The following is a 17,719-nucleotide window of genomic DNA, read 5'->3' as shown; positions in this document are numbered from 1 at the left end:
CTGAGATATCCTGAGTCGATTCCGTCTAAGCCAACTCAGTTCCGTCAACTACGTTGGTATAGACGATGCCAGACGGTATACTTAAGGTCTTTATAAAAAGAAAGCCGATATCAGGAGCAGCGCATCCGTTACTAAAAGGGCTGATTAGCCCTTTTTTACGTATTGGGAGAAGACAATGAATGATAGTTTTAACGTTGGGGACATTGTCAGATACTCAGAAAATGGCCCTAAATTAGTAGTAGAAAGTGTATCTTCGTACCCTGAATTTTACCGTTGTATTTGGTTTGATGATGTCAATCGCTTACAGATCAACTCTTTTATACCGGAGACACTTAAATTTGTTGAGACGATTAGATGCGATGAAGAAGCTTTGCACAAAGGTGAGAAAGTGAAATTAGTTTGGGGCGGCCCCAAAATGATCATTGAGGTGGCCAGTGCGGACGGACAATCTTATGTTTGTTCATGGTTTGATGATCATCACGTATTTCATCGATCAGACATAAAAAGGGATGTTTTAAGACGCCTTGAAACCTTAAGAAAGCACCGAATCGACGATTTTTAGTTCGCATTAGTAGTAGGACATTTTAGGCCAAGTGCTATGACGTGTTTACTGTGAGCTGTCTTCGCGTATCGATGGTGTCATAAAACTTGGCATCTTAGCCACATTGTCTGACAGGAATGAATCGCGCATCATTCAAGAACGATTTTCCCATCATCAACGACAGTCTTTGTATGGAGCATACCTGTCATCAAGTGACCCTTATGCAGCCTGCATCAACTGAACGGCGTCGCTCAAACCTATCCCCCACGGTAAAGATCACGACCAACCGAAAATTTTCGTTTACTGTCAGTTGCCGACAAACAGAGAAACACCGCTTATACACTCTATTCAATCGCTTCGTATTATTCAAAAAAAACCCTATGATGATCATAGGGTTTTTAAAATGAGCGAGCTAAAGGCGAATCAAAGATTACGCAACAGATGCTCGAGCACGGGCATGTTTGTCTTCTAATTCTGCATTGTCTGTTTTAAGAATTTCAATGTTGAATTCAACCTCTAAATATTCGCTATCGAAACCGTGAGCTTTGTCATTCTTAGACGTTGACTCCACGACCAATTCATCGCGTGTCGCAAAAGCGAAATCATCGTAAGTGTATGCATCACCCGCCAAGTTGATCTGTGTTGTTAGGTGTTTGTAGCCTGGTTTAGAGACAAAGTAATGAATGTGAGCAGGACGGTTACCATGACGGCCAAGGCTTTGAAGTACCTTGATGGTGTTACCTTCTGGTGGAACGCCGTAACCGTTTGGTACGATACTGCGAGCACGGTAGCAACCGTCAGCATCTGTAATCACTCGACGACGTAGATTAAATTCACTTTGCGTTGGGTCAAAGTAAGAGTAACCGCCTTTAGAGTCTGCGTGCCAAAGATCAACCACCGCTCCTGCTACAGGGTTACCCTCTTCATCAAGCACTTTACCGTGAAGCCACATACCTTGACCTGGTGACTGACCATCGTCCATACGAGTTTCACCTTCTGAGATAGGGGCATTCTCTACATACAGAGGACCTTCAATCGTACGAGGTGTACCACCGGCTAGACCTGCCGCCTCATCTTTAGCGTCCTCACGAATATCTAAAAAGTGGTCAAAACCTAGACCTGGCGCAAGCAACACAGCTTCTTTTGTGGTGCCAAGGTCATTCAAATAATGCACACCTTCCCAAAACTCATCAGGCGTAATATCTAGGTCTTCGATCATTTTGTAAAGATCGGAAACTAGACGATAAACGATTTCTTTCATCCGCGGATTGCCTTGGTCTTTATCCAAGCCAGCCACTTTTTTCAATAATGTTTGTACTGCTTCTGTTTGAATTGTTTTAACAGTCATCTTAATCTCTCCGCTTAGAGTGCTGTCGAGCACTATTATTAAGTTTTGTTTTTGTTTTAAAACGTTAGAGTTACTTGATAGACGATGGGTGATGGCACAGAGCCGTGACTTCCATCGTCATATATGGATACAAAGGAAGACGCGTTAGAATCTCATGCAAATAGTCATTATCTTTGACATCAAAAATACTGACATTTGAGTACTGACCAACGACACGCCACAAATGCACCCAGATACCGGCTTCTTGCAGTTCTTGAGAATACTTTTTCTCCTTAAGCTTGATCGCTTCCACTTCTGCAGCGGGTAGATCCTTAGGAATATTTACTGTCATCTCAACTTTAAAAAGCATGTTTATTTCCTCATATTGATTAGCATTTGTGCTGAATTATTTACGTCGATAAAGCGCCAGTTTTTCTTCGTCAATCTCAATGCCTAGACCTGGAACATTCGGCACATCGACCCCGTTGTTGTGATAGCGAAGAGGCTGCTTGATAATGTCATCTTGCAATAGAAGAGGACCAAACATCTCACTCCCCCAATGCAGTTTCGGTAAAGTAGACCAAGCATGAATCGAGACCGCTGTGCCAATCGACCCCTCTAAAAGAGTTCCGCCGTAGACTTCTAAGCCCGCTGAGGAAGAAACCGTCGCAGCCTGTAACGCTTCGATGGGTCCGCCTGATTTAGCGATTTTAAGGGCAATCGCGCCATTAAAACCTCGTTGTGCCAGCTGATACACATCTGACGCATCGGAGACCCCTTCGTCCGCTAAAATAGGAATGTTAAATTTTTGCGATAATCTCGCTAAGGCATCCCATTCTTTCGCAGGGGTGGGTTGCTCAACTAAGTCCACACCCGCCTCTTGAAGCGCCGCCATCCCTTTGGTGGCCGTCGACTCATCCCAAGCTTGGTTGACGTCAACGCGTACGCTTGCACGATTACCCAAAGCAGATTTGATCGCAGCAACATGCGCCACATCGTCAGCAACGTGTCGAGAACCAATTTTTAATTTAAAATCACAGTGGCGACCGCTGGCGATCAATTGTTTGGCTTCGGCAATGTCTTTGTCCGTGTCACCAGACGCCAACACCCAGAGACAAGGAATGTGTTGGTGAATAGCCCCACCGAGTAATGTAGACACCGGCACATTTAAGTGCTTGCCCTGTAAATCTAACAGTGCAGTCTGGAGTGCAGATTTAGCAATCATGTTGCCACGCACAGACATGTTTAAGCGCTGGATAAGCAGTTTAATACTGTGGAGAGGCTGATCGATAAGTAAGGGAGCTAAGTAAGCATCGATGTTTGTTTTGATGCTTTCTGGGCTTTCAGGACCATAAGCCAATCCACCAATCGTCGTCCCCTCACCTAACCCTTCACGACCCTGATCATCCTTAACACGGACAATGACCATGGTTTGAACTGCCATGGACGTCATGGAAAGTTTATGTGGTCGGATTGTGGGAATGTCCACAAGCATTGTTTCAATATGAGTGATTTTCGATGTCATGCTAAGGTGTGTCCGTCTTATTGTTTTATTTACGATAGACCCCCGCAAAACGGCGTACAAATATCAAATTAGTTGCGCGAGATACCTTTAAAGTATTGCTGAGAATTTTCACTTTACTAACAAATTAGAGAACTTGGTCAAAGCCAGTATTTACGCGACCTGAGATGAAATAGTCGTGATAATTCTCTCTTTTAGCCATGGGAAAATGCGATGACCCCAGATTGCTCAAACTTGATCCATGTCAAGTTTATAGTACCTGTAAAGGAATAAAGGAAGATTGAAAAGTCAACAAAATAGCTCCAAGGTGACATGCTCATACAACGACTCGCTTGACGTTAAGAAAGAACAGAAAATTTGAACGCCTACACTCAAGGTGCATTGAATAATTATAAGAGCCTTTACTAGAAGGGAAGCCAGAGACAATATCGATTGTAATAGGTGCGATTTGCTTGAAGGAGTGCCCTTCTATGTTTCAACCTGAGTAATGCAGAGTTCCACATTTAGGGCCCCAACATTGTCGGTTAAAACAATCATATTGTCTCTATTAAGATGGCATCTTACCGTAGTGTAACGATGAGTAGTCAGAGAAGACCATAGAAGTGAAAGCGTGCAGCGTGTATTAGATAAGCAAATGTTAAACGTTTAGTTCGGCGATTCTCGCTGTACAGAAAAGCTTGCAGTACAGAAAAAGTGCCTCTTACTGAGGCACTCTCACTCCTAACCTCTATGCACCAGCGGCCGTTTCAATCAAACGCTTACCAATCGAGGGTTCAAATTGTTCCCAGATCGGAGACATAGTTTGCACCCATTCTGCGCGCTGCTCAGTCGTTAATGTATTGATTTTTCCCCCAGCACGAAGAATATTTTCTCGATTTACAGCATCTTTTTCTTTGACCAATTTATTTGCCGACTCGGTCGCTCTGTCAACGAGCCCCAAAAATTGCGCACGGTCTTCTTCAGATAAGCTATTGAGAAATTCGCTCGACGTGACAAATAAATATGCCAACACCTGATGATTTGTTTCAGTAATACTGTCTTGAACTTCGTAAAACTTTTTAGTGTAGATATTTGACCAGGTATTTTCTTGCCCATCGACTACGCCTGTTTGTAGGGCGCCGTAAACTTCAGAAAAAGCCATCACTTGAGGCGAAGCGCCCATAGCTCTAATCATTTCTTTGGCAATTGTCGACGACTGTACTCGAATTTTTAAGCCTTCCGCGTCACTTGGAACCATCAAAGGTTTGTTGGCTGTAAAATACTTCATACCTGACATCCAATACCCTAGCCCCACAAAGCCGACAGAGTCTTCCATCACATTAAGTAACTCTTTTGCTTCAGACGTTTTAGTAAAACGAATAATCTGATCGAGGTCCTTAAACAAGAAAGGCAAGTCGAAGACGGCGTATTTGTCGGTGTATGCGCCAAATTTTGCAAGTGACGGGGCGAGTAATTGAACATCGCCAAGCAGAAGCGCTTCGAGCTCTTTTGAATCCCCAAATAGAGTCGAATTGGGGTACACTTCAACGCACAACTTGCCATTCATTTCTCGATTGACGTTCGCAGCAAACTCATTTACTAAAATTACTTTAGGATGCGTTGTCCCACCCGTAACATGACTAAATTTAACCACTTTTTCGCCTGGATCACATTCAGAGGCGTGAATCAGGCCACTTGATAGAGCCGATGTGAGGGCTAAGGCCACCATGCAAGAAGAGTTTTTTTTCATGAGAGATATCCTGTTGTTATAATTATTAGACGCTGTAGCGCATGACATCCAGTCAGAATGACTGTCACCATTGAGAAATTACACACTGGGTGTGGTAGGTTTCATTAGATAATTAGATCAACCATAGACATTGAATTTACAGAGAACCAATATCAATTAAGTTGTTAGCAATACCTTGGAGGTATGATGGAGTTCAGACATCTACGCTATTTCTGTGCTGTCGCTGAAGAAAAAAATCTTACTCGTGCGGCCGAAAAACTTTTCATCGCTCAACCTCCCTTAACACGCCAGATTAAGCAACTCGAAGAGGATGTTGGCACGCAATTGTTTCAGCGTCACTCTCGAGGATTAATACTCACACCGGCAGGGGAATATTTTTGGCAGCAAGCGAAACAAATGTTGGCGAAAGCAGACATGGTAATCGAGAATACTTGCCGTATCGCTGAAGAACAAAAAGCCGTGTTCAGTATCGGTTTTGTACCCTCTGTATTTTACGGTCAATTGCCGAGTTTGGTCCGAGACTTGCGCCAACAGACCAACGCCAATATTTTGCTACATGATTTAAAGACCGGCGAACAAATAGAAGCGTTAAAAACAGGAAAGATCGACATAGGTTTCGGTCGCTTGATAATTCCGGATGAACAAGTAGAACAAGCCATTTTGTTTCAGGAACCCTTGTTGGTTGCCTTGCATGTCGGTCATCCGCTCCTAGAGCAAGGCGAACCAACACTAGAGGATTTAGCGAAGATACCGATGATTCTATATCCCGCCAGCAAGGCAGCAACCCCAACGTTTGCCGATATTTGTACGTCTTTATTTACTAGTCGAGGGCTCACTACTAAAGTGACGCAACAAGTGAATGATCTACAAACGGCATTGGGGTTGGTAGCGTCCGAAATGGGGTTTACGTTAGTGTCCGAACAGGTTCGCCACTTCGGACGCGATGATGTGGTGTTCATGCCTTTACAAGACAAGTCTATTACGTGTCCGGTTATATTCAGTCGGCGCAAAGAACCCATGGATAACATCACAACGCTGGCCGTTAAAATTCTTAAGAATTTAGTCGAGCAGCGCCAAGGCGGAATCTAGCTTTTACAAACCATCGATTATTTCGTATGCAGTCGAATCTGTTCCGCGGCGTCTTGCAGTACTGGCAAACACTCTTCTATCAAAGTTTGATGGCTGACACGCGATGCATTGGTACTCAGGTTGATTGCACCAAGCAAGGTTCCATCAAACGTAAAAGCAGGTACGGCTAACGACCGCAAACCAAGATCCAATTCCTGATCGACCACACAATAGTTTTGTTCATTCACACGACTAAGTTCACGCTCCAAAGCCAACTTATCGGTAATGCTGTGCTGCGTATAGGCATTCAGAGAGATATTGTTTAGCCACTCGTTTTGTTCGTCTGTTGGCAACTTGGCCACCAACATACGCCCCATCGACGTATACGCGGCAGGTAACCGAGTGCCAGCACTTAGCGTGATTGACATCAAACGATGGGCGGCGGGCGAACGGACGACGTACATGATGTCCTGATTATCCAACACGGCAAGCGACGAAGACTCCCCTAATCGCGCGGTTATATCATGTAAATAGTGCTCAACTACTTTGAGATGATCATTACTGACATTGTAAGCATAACTTAGAGAAAGCACTTTAGGCGTTAGCATAAACTTACGCCCTTCTCGTTTAATGTATCCCAACGCATGAAGGGTGAGTAGGAAACGTCGGGCTTTGGCTCTATCCATGCCAGTTTGCTCAGCCACCTCGGACAGTGTCATCTCTTTGTGCTGTGGATCGAATGACATAATTACATCCAACCCTGAAGCCAATGCACCCACATAATCACGATGATCTGGTGACAGTTTTTCCTCACTCATACCCAGTTTTCTCACTACCATTAATAACCCCGCCATTATTTCTGATTCGTTACACGCCTACCAGAGGCGATGCGCCTTTTCATTCCATTTTTTGTCCAAGTCAAGATAAAAAAGACAAATTATCAATTTTGACTTGACCGAGAAACTTGGATTGATTTATCTTGTTCGCATTGCAAACTTATATTCGTATAACGAACAGGATACATTATGACTAAGTTTATGACACTAAAAGACGCTGTCGCGACCTATATCAAAGATGGTGACACCATTGCTCTTGAAGGTTTCACCCACCTTATTCCTTTCGCTGCTGGGCATGAAATCATCCGTCAGAAAAAACGTGACCTGTCTCTCATTCGCATGACCCCCGATCTGATTTATGACCAATTAGTGGGTGCAGGTTGTGTACGAAAACTGACGTTCTCTTGGGGCGGAAACCCTGGCGTTGGCTCTCTTCACCGCGTTCGTGATGCCATTGAGCATGATTACCCTTGTAAGTTAGAAACGGTTGAACACAGTCATGCCGCGATGGCCAATGCTTATGAAGCCGGTGCCGCGGGTCTACCGCTTGCCGTTTTCCGCGGCTACGTGGGCAGTGAGTTACCAGACGTCAATAAAGAAATTGCCACCATTACCTGCCCTTTCACAGGAGAGCAACTGGCTGCCATCCCTGCTATCAAGCCTGATGTAGGCGTTATTCATGCTCAAAAAGCAGACCGAGCAGGCAATGTGTTGATCGAAGGAATTATTGGCGTTCAGAAAGAAGTGGTTCTGTCAGCTAAAAACAGCATCGTTACCGTTGAAGAGATTGTCGATGATTTGAACGTCACACCAAACGCCTGCGTTTTGCCAGCTTGGACAGTCGATGCGATTGCAGTCGTGCCAGAAGGCGCGAAACCTTCTTATACGCTTGGTTACTACGATAGAGACAACAATTACTACAAACAATGGGACAACATCAGTCGTGATAGAGACACGTTCAACCAATGGTTGGAATCCCATGTGTTTGGTGAAGGAGAGGCTTAATATGACTACACATAACGATTCAGTCGAATACACTTCAGCTGAGATGATGACCATTACTGCAGCGCGCGCTTTACGCAATGAGATGACTTGTTTTGTCGGGATTGGGTTGCCAAGTGAAGCGGCCAACGTAGCGCGCTTGACGCACGCGCCAGACGTGACCTTGATCTACGAATCAGGCACGCTACAAACTAAACCCGATGTGTTGCCGTTGTCGATTGGTGATGGTGAATTGTGCGAGTCGGCACTGGCGACCGTTTCTGTACCAGAAATGTTTCGTTATTGGCTACAAGGCGGACACATCGATGTCGGCTTTTTGGGTACCGCACAGATCGACCGTTTTGCGAACTTAAATACGACCGTCATTGCAGCCAATCATCCTGACAGCGGTAAAAGTGGCGCACACAGTTATGCCAACCCTAAAGTTCGCTTACCTGGTGGCGGTGGAGCCCCTGAAATCTCTACCAATGCGAAAGAAGTCTTTATTACCGTTAAACATTCAAAACGCACGTTTGTAAAAGACGTAGATTTCATCACTACCGTAGGTTTTGGCCGCGATGGTAAAGGTCGCGATAATCGTCCGACCATTGGTCGAGGACCAAGCGTGGTGATTACTGATCTTTGTATTTTGAGACCTGATCCTGAAACCAAAGAACTGATTGTAACGAGCCTACACCCAGGCACTACAAAAGAAGACGTTATTGAAGCAACGGGGTGGGAAATCAAATTTGCCGATTCTCTTGAAGACACGCCTGCGCCAAGCGAAAAAGAGCTGACGATATTACGTGAGTTGAAAGCACGAACAGCAAAAGCACACAGTGCGCAGGAGGAAAAATGAGTTCTGTTTACATTTGCCATCCTAAACGTTCGGCCGTTGGCCGTTATGCTGGGTCACTAGCCGCTGTCCGTCCAGACGATATGCTGGCTCAAGTCATTCAAGCTGTTCTCAAAGATGCACCAGATCTAGACCCTGCTGCCATTGATGACGCTATTTTTGGTTGTGCCAATCAATCTGGTGAAGATAATCGAAACGTGGCACGCATGGCCACTCTTTTGTCCGGAATGCCGTATAGCGTATCTGCAACAACAATAAACCGTTTATGTGGATCCGGAATGGACGCGGTAGGCGCAGCCTTTCGCGCCATTCAAGCGGGTGAAGCTGACTTAATGCTCGCTGGTGGTGTTGAGTCCATGTCGCGTGCGCCATTCGTGATGGGAAAACCAAACGCGGCGTTCGACAGACAGCAAACACTCGAAGACACCACCATGGGTTGGCGCTTTATTAACCCAGTTTTAAAAGGGTTGTACGGCACTGAAACCATGCCAGAAACAGCAGAAAACCTTGCAGAGCGCTACAACATAACACGCGAGCAGCAAGACCAATTCGCATTGCGCTCCCAGCAAAAAGCCAAAGCGGCGCAAGAAGAAGGTCGTTTTGCAGAAGAAATCACGCCCATCACGATCCAACCTAAGCGTGGCGATCTGATTGTGGTGGATCAAGACGAGCACATACGCCCGAATACCACCTTGGAAAACTTAGCCAAACTGAAAGCACCGTTTCGTAAGAATGGCTCAGTAACAGCGGGCAATGCATCTGGCATCAACGATGGTGCCGCTGCAATGTTAATTGCTAATGAAGAAGCGGTTAAAAACCACAAGTTAGTACCGTTAGCAAAAATCATCGGCATGGCGACCGCTGGTGTTGAGCCAACCGTAATGGGGATCGGCCCAGTCCCTGCGGTTCAAAAACTATTGAAGCGCACCGGTCTTTCCCTTGCCGAAATGGATGTCATCGAATTAAATGAAGCCTTTGCGGTACAAGGGTTAGCCTGTATGCAAGAGTTGGGGCTAGCCGCTGATGATGAACGTATTAATCCAAATGGTGGCGCAATTGCCCTTGGACATCCATTAGGCATGTCAGGCGCTCGCCTATTACAATCAGCCGCGATGCAACTAAAACGCACGGGCGGACGCTATGCCCTGTGCACCATGTGTATTGGCGTTGGTCAAGGCATAGCCATGCTGATCGAACGGAGCGACATGTAATGAAGAAATTATTTTTTACCTTTGAAGGCGATAGTCATAAACCGGTAATAGTGCTTGGCCATCCTTTGGGTATGAACAGCCGAGTTTGGGATGGGCTGATGCCGGAGCTATTAAAGCAATATCGAGTGATTCGCTGGGATCTTCCAGGGCATGGACTAAGTGACTCTCTTGAACCAAGCGCTTCTCCGTTAGCAGCCAATGCATTGGTCAATCCGTTGATTGAAAAATGCGATGAACTGGGTATCGATAAATTCCACTATGTTGGAACGTCCATTGGCGGCATGATTGGCCAGCAGCTAGTGACTCAATACCCAGAGCGTTTGTTAAGTGCCACGTTAACCAATACTGGAGCGAAAATCGGCAGCAAAGAGGCATGGCTCACTCGCCAAAAAGATGTCATGGACCAAGGGTTGGAGAAGATGGCCGCGACCTTGGTAGTACGCTGGTTTAGTGAGCACAGCATTCAAACCAACCCTTCCTTGGCAGGCTTTTGGCAGAAGCAATTAGCTCAAGTCGATGATTACAGCTATGGTGCACTCTGTGAATGGCTCGGCAATATGGATCTTACCGAAGATCTAGGACCCTGTTCGTTACCCGTTGCATTAATTTGTGGTGATAAGGATGTCGCAACCACACCCGAATTAATGCAAACACTTGCTTCGTTAATACACGTTAACAAGTTAGAAATCATCAATCACGTTGGCCATGTGCCATCGGTTGAATCGCCTAATGAGCTGATAGCTCTGCTGAACAGTTCATTAGCGAATTAGCGGTTAGTTGGCCTGGGGGGGACTGCCCTCCCCCTTGGGTCTTCTTCCTTCCCATGAGCCGCCCGGCTAAAAACAATTACAAAAACACGCTTACACACGCTACCAACAAGTTTTTTTGATGCGCTGAAACACCTCGTAATCCGCCTTCTCATTCCGCTGCCTACTACTTACAACCGAACCACTCAAAATGGCAAAGAGTGCCATTCTTTTGGCACCGATTGCCAAGCCTCACTTACCTCTGCGGTGTTTAATGAAAAGTCATAATAAAAGCATAACGAGAGGAGCATCGAATGAAAGAGTTTGATTACATTATTGCAGGCGCTGGATCAGCGGGTTGTGTGGTTGCGGCACGCCTTATCGAAGCCAACGCCGGATCTGTTCTTCTGCTCGAAGCCGGCGAAAAAGACAGCAGTTTATTCCATAAAATCCCCGCCACTGTTGTGAAGGTTTTCCAACAAAAATCTTGGCCCTACATGACACTGCCGCAAACTGAGTGTGATAACCGTGAAATGCTCATCGCACAAGGCAAAGTCTTGGGTGGTGGCAGCTCTGTGAATGGCATGATCTATCTTCGCGGACAAAAAGAAGATTACGATGACTGGAAAAATAGCTGGGGGTGTGACGGTTGGGGCGCGGAAGACGTATTACCCTTTTTTAAACGTGCCGAAGCCAATGAAAGCCTTGGCGACAAGTACCATGGCGAGACAGGTGCCGTTCCAGTCAGCGAAAACAGATATCGTCACCCATTAACACAAGCTTGCATTCGTGCCTGCCAGCAAATGGGCCTGCCTTACACCAATGACTTTAATGGCGCATCACAAGAAGGCACGGGATTTTTTCAAACCACCACAAAAAATGGTGAACGTGCCAGCACATCGCAAACCTATCTTAAATCCGTTATCAATAATCCAAACCTAACGGTTTTGACAGACGCGCTTGTTCATAAAGTGAATATGGAAGGGGATGTTGCCACGGGTGTTGTCTATTCAATAAAAGGTGGTGAAGCGATAACCGCAAAAGCGCGCAAAGAAGTCATTATTAGTTCCGGCGCTTTTGGCAGCCCGAAAATTCTTATGCTGTCTGGCATTGGCCCTGTGGAACACCTTAAAGCCATGGGTATTGAGCCTAAGATAGATCTTCCTGTGGGCAAGAACTTCCACGACCACCAGCACATGTCGATCAACGCCACGACCAAAGAAGACATCAGTATTTTCAATGAAGATAAAGGCTTATCGGCCGTGAAACATATGATGCAGTGGATGACCACTCGCTCTGGCCTACTCACCAGCAACATTCTGGAAGGTGGTGCCTTTATTGATAGCGAGAATGTGGGTCGCCCTGATATTCAATTCCACTTTCTTCCTCTGCTTGATAATTTTGACAATACTCCAGGTGAGAAGCCCGAAGCAGAAGGCCACGGTGTTTCGATCAAGGTAGGTCACCTACGTTCAAAATCTCGTGGAGAAGTTCGTCTAAAATCCAATAATCCAAGCGACTTAGTTGAAATTGATGCTCAAGTTTTGTCTCACCCTGATGATGTAAAAAGTCAAATTCGCGCCGTTCAAATGGGTCTAAAAGCCATGAAACAGCCCGCGTTGAAACGCATTATCAAAAAAGTGGTCGAGCCAAATAACATTGCCATCGATGACACGGAGGCGCTGGAGACCTTTGTGCGTCAAAACATCAAAACCGTCTATCACCCAGGCGGAACCTGCAAACTAGGCACGTCTCGAAGTGACTCAGTCACGGATTTAGAACTCAAGGTTCACGGCACCAAAAACCTTCGTGTAGTGGATCTCTCTATTTGCCCACAAATACCAAGTGGTAACACCAACGCCGTTGCCATGATGATTGGTGAGCGTGGCGCGCACTTCACACTACATTCTTCAAATTAAGGAGCAACAAGATTATGTCCGACATTTCATTATTAGACGCCACACAAGCTTTTTTGAAACAAGACCATGGCCAATTCATTAATGGTCAAAAAAACGCCTCTGGCGATAGCACTTTCGATGTTATTAACCCTGCTACGGAAGCCGTTATTGCTAAAATCCACAGTGCAACTACTCAAGAGGTCGATACTGCAATCGAGTCCTCATATCAAGCCTTTAAAGGCGCTTGGGGGAAAACGTCACCTTATACTCGCGGTGTTGTGCTCAATAAATTGGCGGATTTAATTGAGCAAAATGGGGAAGAAATTGCTCAACTGGAAACCTTGTGCAGCGGTAAATCTATCCACCTTTCGCGCATGTTTGAGGTACAACAAAGCGCGATGTTTTTACGCTACTTCGCTGGCTGGAGCACCAAAATAAATGGTGAAACCATGACGCCATCTTTCCCTTCTATGCAAGGTGAAGAGTACAGTGCCTTTACTCGCAGAGAAGCCATTGGTGTTGTTGCCGGTATTTTACCTTGGAATTTCTCGGTGATGATTGCGTGCTGGAAAATCGGTGCGGCACTTTGTACGGGTTGTACTATTGTGCTTAAACCAAGTGAGTTCACGCCGCTGACTATTCTGCGCATTGCGGAATTAGCCAAAGAAGCGGGCGTACCAGACGGTGTTCTTAACATAGTCAATGGCAAAGGCGAGGTAGGTGGTCAGCTTATTCAGCACCCTAAAGTGCGCAAAGTCTCATTTACCGGCTCAGTGGCAACCGGTAAGAAAATTAGCGCAGCCGCTTCCGCTGACTTAACTCGCTGCACCTTAGAATTAGGTGGAAAAAACACCGCGGCGGTTTTAAAAGACGCGGATATTGATCGTGTTGTGGCCGGGCTTTTTCAGCTCGGTTACATTCACCAAGGTCAAGTCTGTGCCGCGCCAGAACGCGTTTATGTACACTCTTCTCGCATTGACGAATTGACCTCTAAACTCACACAAAAATTAAGCGAGGCCAAAATTGGCTCCCCACTTGATGAAAGCGTTTATTTCGGTCCTCTCTCTAACGAACCGCAATTCAACAAAGTATGCGAATACTTAGAGGTTGCCCACAAAGAAAGTCGAGTGTTACACGGCGGCAAAGCCATTAAAGGCGAAGGCTTTTTTGTTGAACCTACCATAGTCCAAGCCGCCAGTGTTGATGAAACGCTCATGCAAGAAGAGACATTTGGCCCAATCATCAGCTTTATGCCTTATGAAGACGAAGAAGAGTTAATTGATTTAATCAATAACACGCCATTTGGCTTAAGCAGCAGTATCTGGACGAACAACTTATCTCAAGCCATGCGAATGATACCGAAAATTGAATCTGGTACAGTTTGGGTCAACATGCACTCTATTCTTGACCCATCTGTGCCATTTGGGGGCATAAAACAATCTGGTGTCGGCCGAGAGTTTGGTCGTGAATTCATAAATGACTACACAGAAGTCAAATCCGTCATCATGTGTTACTAAATTTAGGCATTTTCAGCAAACGCTTGGAACTTGACATCGTGTGAGTTTAGTTGGAACAATACTTGCTAAAGTTTACATTTCAACTAAATTCGCACGACTCTTTAGTCTCCTACCCTCGGCAAGTCGAGAACCTAAGAGCCCTGCAAAAAGGGAGAAGGAAATGCTCGACTTAGACCTTTGGAAACATTCTGTTCATTCCATTTGCGGCAACTTTGATACCCTTCCGCATCGCCACCTTCCTTTTATCGGCACTATGCGGCTCAATAATCATAACGGTTTAGGTGTCGCTCACATCAAAACGAACGCAGAGAAAATTATCCGTTCTCAATCAAGCTGCCAAGACGACAAACACTATTTTGTTATCCTTCAAAAGAAAGGAACAATGGGCTTCTCTTGGTCAGATAAAAGAGACCTTCTGCTACCCGGCGAAATCGCTCTGATTGATTCATCCTTGCCTTATGATATGCATCCCCAAGGTCTCATTGAGCAGATGTCAGTGCATTTACCCAAAGCTCAAGTCGATCGTGCATTTTCTGCACATGCCCAACACCGGATTACCAAAATCTGTCAAAATCGCTCCAGCAGCCAAATGTTAGCCACTCTCTTACGTCAACTGGCCAATACTGACACTGATAACTCCTCGCTTGAAGAGGACGGTCAAGCGTTACAAGCGGCAATCAGTGCCTTAATCAAACCTTCTCTTAACCCGTTAGTGGATAGCGCCACTGGTTCGATTAGAGAACAGGCTAAACAGCTCATATTGCGTCGTTTATCTGATGAGAATCTCAGCCCAGTTCACATTGCGAAAGAAATGAATATCTCCAAACGTTCATTGTATAGACTTTTTTCGGAGGAAAATCTAAGTGTGGCGCAGTTCATTTTACAAATGCGCCTTGAGAAATGCTGTGAAGACTTAATGGGCACGGACACGATGGTCCCCCCCTTCTCCATCACTGAAATAGCCTACCGTTGGGGATTTTCTGACGCTTCACAACTGTCTCGCGCCTTTAAACGTGTGAAAGGTGTCTCACCAAGCCAGTGGCGCCAAAAACAGTAGTAACGTCAGGTTATCACTCCGATTGACCGGGCATGACACCCGGCTCCCCCCCTACAATTTAACCGTATCGGGTGACAAAAAACAGGTAAAAAGCGCGTTACGAAGCGCTTTCTACCTGTTCATGCTCGACCTTACTCTTTCCTATGAGATTCCCAACACACAATTAAAGAACACGCTGACGCACACCATCAATCACTTGTTTTTGGAACGCCAGCGTCTCTTGACTTGGCTGCTGAAGCGCAATCAGCCCAAGTAAAGGATCTTTCACATCGGTATCCACATCAGACAGCGCTTCCATAACAGCTTGACCACAAAATGGCACATAGGCTTCAGAGTAGCCCCCTTCATGCGCCAACACCAATCGTCCATCGCACACTGATTCAGCCACCGATTTCACCATCGTTGTCATCGCGCGAAAACTATCACTGTGTAGCAACATGCGCGCAAGGGGATCCACACCATTGGCATCAAAGCCACACGCAACAATAATAAGTTCCGGCTTATAGTGCTCTAACGCAGGAACAACAATGGTTTCCATTGCGTACAGGTAGGCTTCGTGGCCACTGCCTGCGACCAGAGGAACATTAATGTTAAATCCTTTACCTTCTCCGACCCCACTATCGTCGACGCCACTGTACCCCGGAGGGAAACAATTTTCTTGATGCAAAGAGATACTTAACACATCACTGCGCGCTTCAAAAACCGCTTGAGTTCCATTGCCGTGGTGGACATCCCAATCAAGCACCGCAACGCGCTTTAGCCCGAATTCTTGCTTTGCTTTTTCGATCGCAATCGGAATATTCGCCAAAAAGCAAAAACCCATTGATTCACTGGGCAAACAATGATGGCCTGGCGGACGGCTCAGGGCATAAGCATTTTTGACCTTTCCTTGCATAACATCCGTAACAGCCTGCATCACTAGTCCCGCAGATTTGGCCGCAATTTCAAAGCTACCGGGCCCGAACGTTGCTTCCTCGCCCACTTCACCGCCGCCTTGATCACTGACCTCTTTAAGTCGGTCTAAATAATGGGCAGGGTGCACACGCAGCATATCTTCACGCGATGCAGGGGCCGCATTGGACTGGACCAAATAGCTCATCAAACCTGACATTTCGACTAAGTTTTTAAAACGTCTTTTGGATTCGGGGCTTTCAGCATTGCCACTGCCTGCGGGGGGTTGAACCCAGCCACCAACGGGTAAAATTTCTGCATGTATTCCTGCTACATGCCAAAAGCAGTGTTCATCGGAGTAAAAAGCGGTTTTCGTCATAGTCGTATCCTTATTGTGACAATTATTGTTATGGTCTTACTTTGGGGTGGAGACAACGAGGCCGGATTGCGTCCTCAGTCACCTTTATTCTTAGACAGCAACTCATAACGGTCCTCGCCGATCACCTTGTCTGGATCAAGATTCAGGGGCTAATCGTTAACGATCGAAGGAATGTCCGTTAATAATCGACTGAGGTCAGATTTGGTATTAGTGCCTAACTTTGAATAAATAGAACGTAAGTGATAGCGAACCGTATTGGGCGAAACACCCAATTGCCGGGCAATTTCTTTGTAGGTCGATCCGCTGCCAAACAACAGAGCCACCTCTTGTTCACGAACCGATAATTGTTCGATGGCACAAATCGGACGGGCCGCCAGAAGAAGCTGGTCATCTCTTGGAAAAACATCGATGACCAAATGTTTCCCATGAAATCCCTCTAACGTTGGGATAAAAGGTAACTGTGGTCCACGCCAATCAGGGTATTCCAATTGTAAAAGCTCAGCGAGTGCAGGCTCAGCACTCAATAACGAGCCATTTCCATTACAGGTTGCTAACACCACTTGAGCTTCAGTTCTAGACCCAAATAGGTGATAGTGAGAACGAATCTGATTGATTGAAGAAGCCGATAACAGGTGTGGCATTAACGCTTGAAACAATTGTTTTTCACGCTCTGTATACTCAGGTAAAGAATGATTACGATAGAGACTAAAGTGATTGCCCAAACCTGTGGCCCGATCAAGGAGGAGGACACACATCAATTTATCAAATTGATAGTCTTGTCCTAATGAGTGTAATTCGGGGGAAATATCATCCGTCATGAAATTCAAGCTGATGGCTTTTCCTAAATGACGATGAGTTTCAAAAAGGGCCGTATCTTGATCTTTTACTTTCTTCCAAGACACATAGTAGTCTTCAGGTAGATTGTACAAATAATTGCTGTGCATGTATTCGAGGGTAGAAAAGGCTCCCGAACCTCGCCCCAACCAAGCAGAGTTGAATGGAATAAGACTTTGAACACATTCAACCATCGTCTCAAGAAAGCTTTCAAGAGGCTCTTCACGTGCTAAGCGATAGATTTCAAACAGTGTCTGACTGAACAGTGTTAGCTCATCCTCTCTCGACATGTGATTCTCAAGCGAGTTCATGGCACGTTCCTATTT

16 protein-coding genes are annotated in these 17,719 nt (G+C 45.8%); 9 read left to right on the top strand and 7 right to left on the bottom strand.

The features are described from left to right. Positions 1-175: 175 nt before the first annotated feature. The gene (locus ACPUEK_RS10900) at positions 176-562 is read left to right on the top strand and encodes a DUF2158 domain-containing protein (RefSeq protein WP_425640754.1); all 387 of its coding nucleotides are present in this window, start codon (positions 176-178) and stop codon (positions 560-562) included. 409 nt (positions 563-971) lie between these two features. Here ACPUEK_RS10900 and catA read toward each other — a convergent pair whose 3' ends face one another. From catA to ACPUEK_RS10880, 4 genes are all read right to left on the bottom strand, one after another. Next, on the bottom strand, positions 972-1,889 hold the full coding sequence (gene catA, locus ACPUEK_RS10895) for a catechol 1,2-dioxygenase (RefSeq protein ID WP_425640753.1): 918 nt from the start codon (positions 1,887-1,889) through the stop codon (positions 972-974). A 70-nt stretch (positions 1,890-1,959) separates the two neighbouring features. Continuing rightward, complete coding sequence (gene catC / locus ACPUEK_RS10890) at positions 1,960-2,238, bottom strand: muconolactone Delta-isomerase (RefSeq protein WP_425640752.1); 279 nt, start codon at positions 2,236-2,238, stop codon at positions 1,960-1,962. A gap of 36 nt (positions 2,239-2,274) precedes the next feature. Then, a complete protein-coding gene (locus ACPUEK_RS10885; RefSeq protein WP_425640751.1) occupies positions 2,275-3,393 on the bottom strand; it encodes a muconate/chloromuconate family cycloisomerase in 1,119 nt (372 codons plus the stop codon). Positions 3,394-4,117: 724 nt separating this feature from the next. Beyond that, positions 4,118-5,119, bottom strand: a complete 1,002-nt coding sequence (locus ACPUEK_RS10880) for a DctP family TRAP transporter solute-binding subunit (protein ID WP_425640750.1) — start codon at positions 5,117-5,119, stop codon at positions 4,118-4,120. Between the two features lie 186 nt (positions 5,120-5,305). Here ACPUEK_RS10880 and ACPUEK_RS10875 point away from each other — a divergent pair, with 186 nt between their 5' ends. Next, the gene (locus ACPUEK_RS10875; RefSeq protein WP_425643031.1) at positions 5,306-6,208 is read left to right on the top strand and encodes a LysR family transcriptional regulator; all 903 of its coding nucleotides are present in this window, start codon (positions 5,306-5,308) and stop codon (positions 6,206-6,208) included. Between the two features lie 17 nt (positions 6,209-6,225). Here the strand turns inward: ACPUEK_RS10875 and ACPUEK_RS10870 are convergent, their stop codons facing one another. Continuing rightward, entirely contained in the window at positions 6,226-7,005 is a 780-nt protein-coding gene (locus ACPUEK_RS10870; RefSeq protein WP_425640749.1) for an IclR family transcriptional regulator domain-containing protein, read from the bottom strand. A gap of 207 nt (positions 7,006-7,212) precedes the next feature. Here ACPUEK_RS10870 and ACPUEK_RS10865 point away from each other — a divergent pair, with 207 nt between their 5' ends. From ACPUEK_RS10865 to feaR, 7 genes are all read left to right on the top strand, one after another. Continuing rightward, positions 7,213-8,028 (top strand): CoA transferase subunit A, encoded by an 816-nt coding sequence (locus ACPUEK_RS10865; protein WP_115466209.1) that lies wholly within the window; start codon positions 7,213-7,215, stop codon positions 8,026-8,028. Position 8,029: 1 nt separating this feature from the next. Next, complete coding sequence (locus ACPUEK_RS10860; protein ID WP_425640748.1) at positions 8,030-8,863, top strand: CoA-transferase subunit beta; 834 nt, start codon at positions 8,030-8,032, stop codon at positions 8,861-8,863. Beyond that, entirely contained in the window at positions 8,860-10,071 is a 1,212-nt protein-coding gene (gene pcaF / locus ACPUEK_RS10855) for a 3-oxoadipyl-CoA thiolase (RefSeq protein ID WP_425640747.1), read from the top strand. Before ACPUEK_RS10860 ends, pcaF begins: the two co-directional genes overlap by 4 nt. After that, on the top strand, positions 10,071-10,841 hold the full coding sequence (locus ACPUEK_RS10850; protein ID WP_425640746.1) for an alpha/beta fold hydrolase: 771 nt from the start codon (positions 10,071-10,073) through the stop codon (positions 10,839-10,841). Before pcaF ends, ACPUEK_RS10850 begins: the two co-directional genes overlap by 1 nt. A gap of 290 nt (positions 10,842-11,131) precedes the next feature. After that, positions 11,132-12,736, top strand: coding sequence for a GMC family oxidoreductase (locus ACPUEK_RS10845; RefSeq protein WP_425640745.1), 1,605 nt, complete (start codon positions 11,132-11,134; stop codon positions 12,734-12,736). A gap of 14 nt (positions 12,737-12,750) precedes the next feature. Continuing rightward, a complete protein-coding gene (locus ACPUEK_RS10840; RefSeq protein WP_425640744.1) occupies positions 12,751-14,232 on the top strand; it encodes an NAD-dependent phenylacetaldehyde dehydrogenase in 1,482 nt (493 codons plus the stop codon). Positions 14,233-14,392: 160 nt separating this feature from the next. Further along, positions 14,393-15,289, top strand: a complete 897-nt coding sequence (gene feaR, locus ACPUEK_RS10835; RefSeq protein ID WP_425640743.1) for a transcriptional regulator FeaR — start codon at positions 14,393-14,395, stop codon at positions 15,287-15,289. Positions 15,290-15,452: 163 nt separating this feature from the next. Here the strand turns inward: feaR and ACPUEK_RS10830 are convergent, their stop codons facing one another. Next, positions 15,453-16,559, bottom strand: a complete 1,107-nt coding sequence (locus ACPUEK_RS10830; protein ID WP_425640742.1) for a class II histone deacetylase — start codon at positions 16,557-16,559, stop codon at positions 15,453-15,455. A 149-nt stretch (positions 16,560-16,708) separates the two neighbouring features. After that, positions 16,709-17,704, bottom strand: a complete 996-nt coding sequence (locus ACPUEK_RS10825; protein WP_425640741.1) for a helix-turn-helix transcriptional regulator — start codon at positions 17,702-17,704, stop codon at positions 16,709-16,711. Positions 17,705-17,719 lie beyond the last annotated feature (15 nt).

The organism is Marinomonas gallaica, assembly GCF_049821165.1.
GTDB classification, from domain to species: Bacteria; Pseudomonadota; Gammaproteobacteria; order Pseudomonadales; family Marinomonadaceae; genus Marinomonas; species Marinomonas gallaica.
The sequence above is the reverse complement of the archived record's forward strand: the minus strand, read 5'-3'. Positions and strand labels throughout refer to the sequence as shown.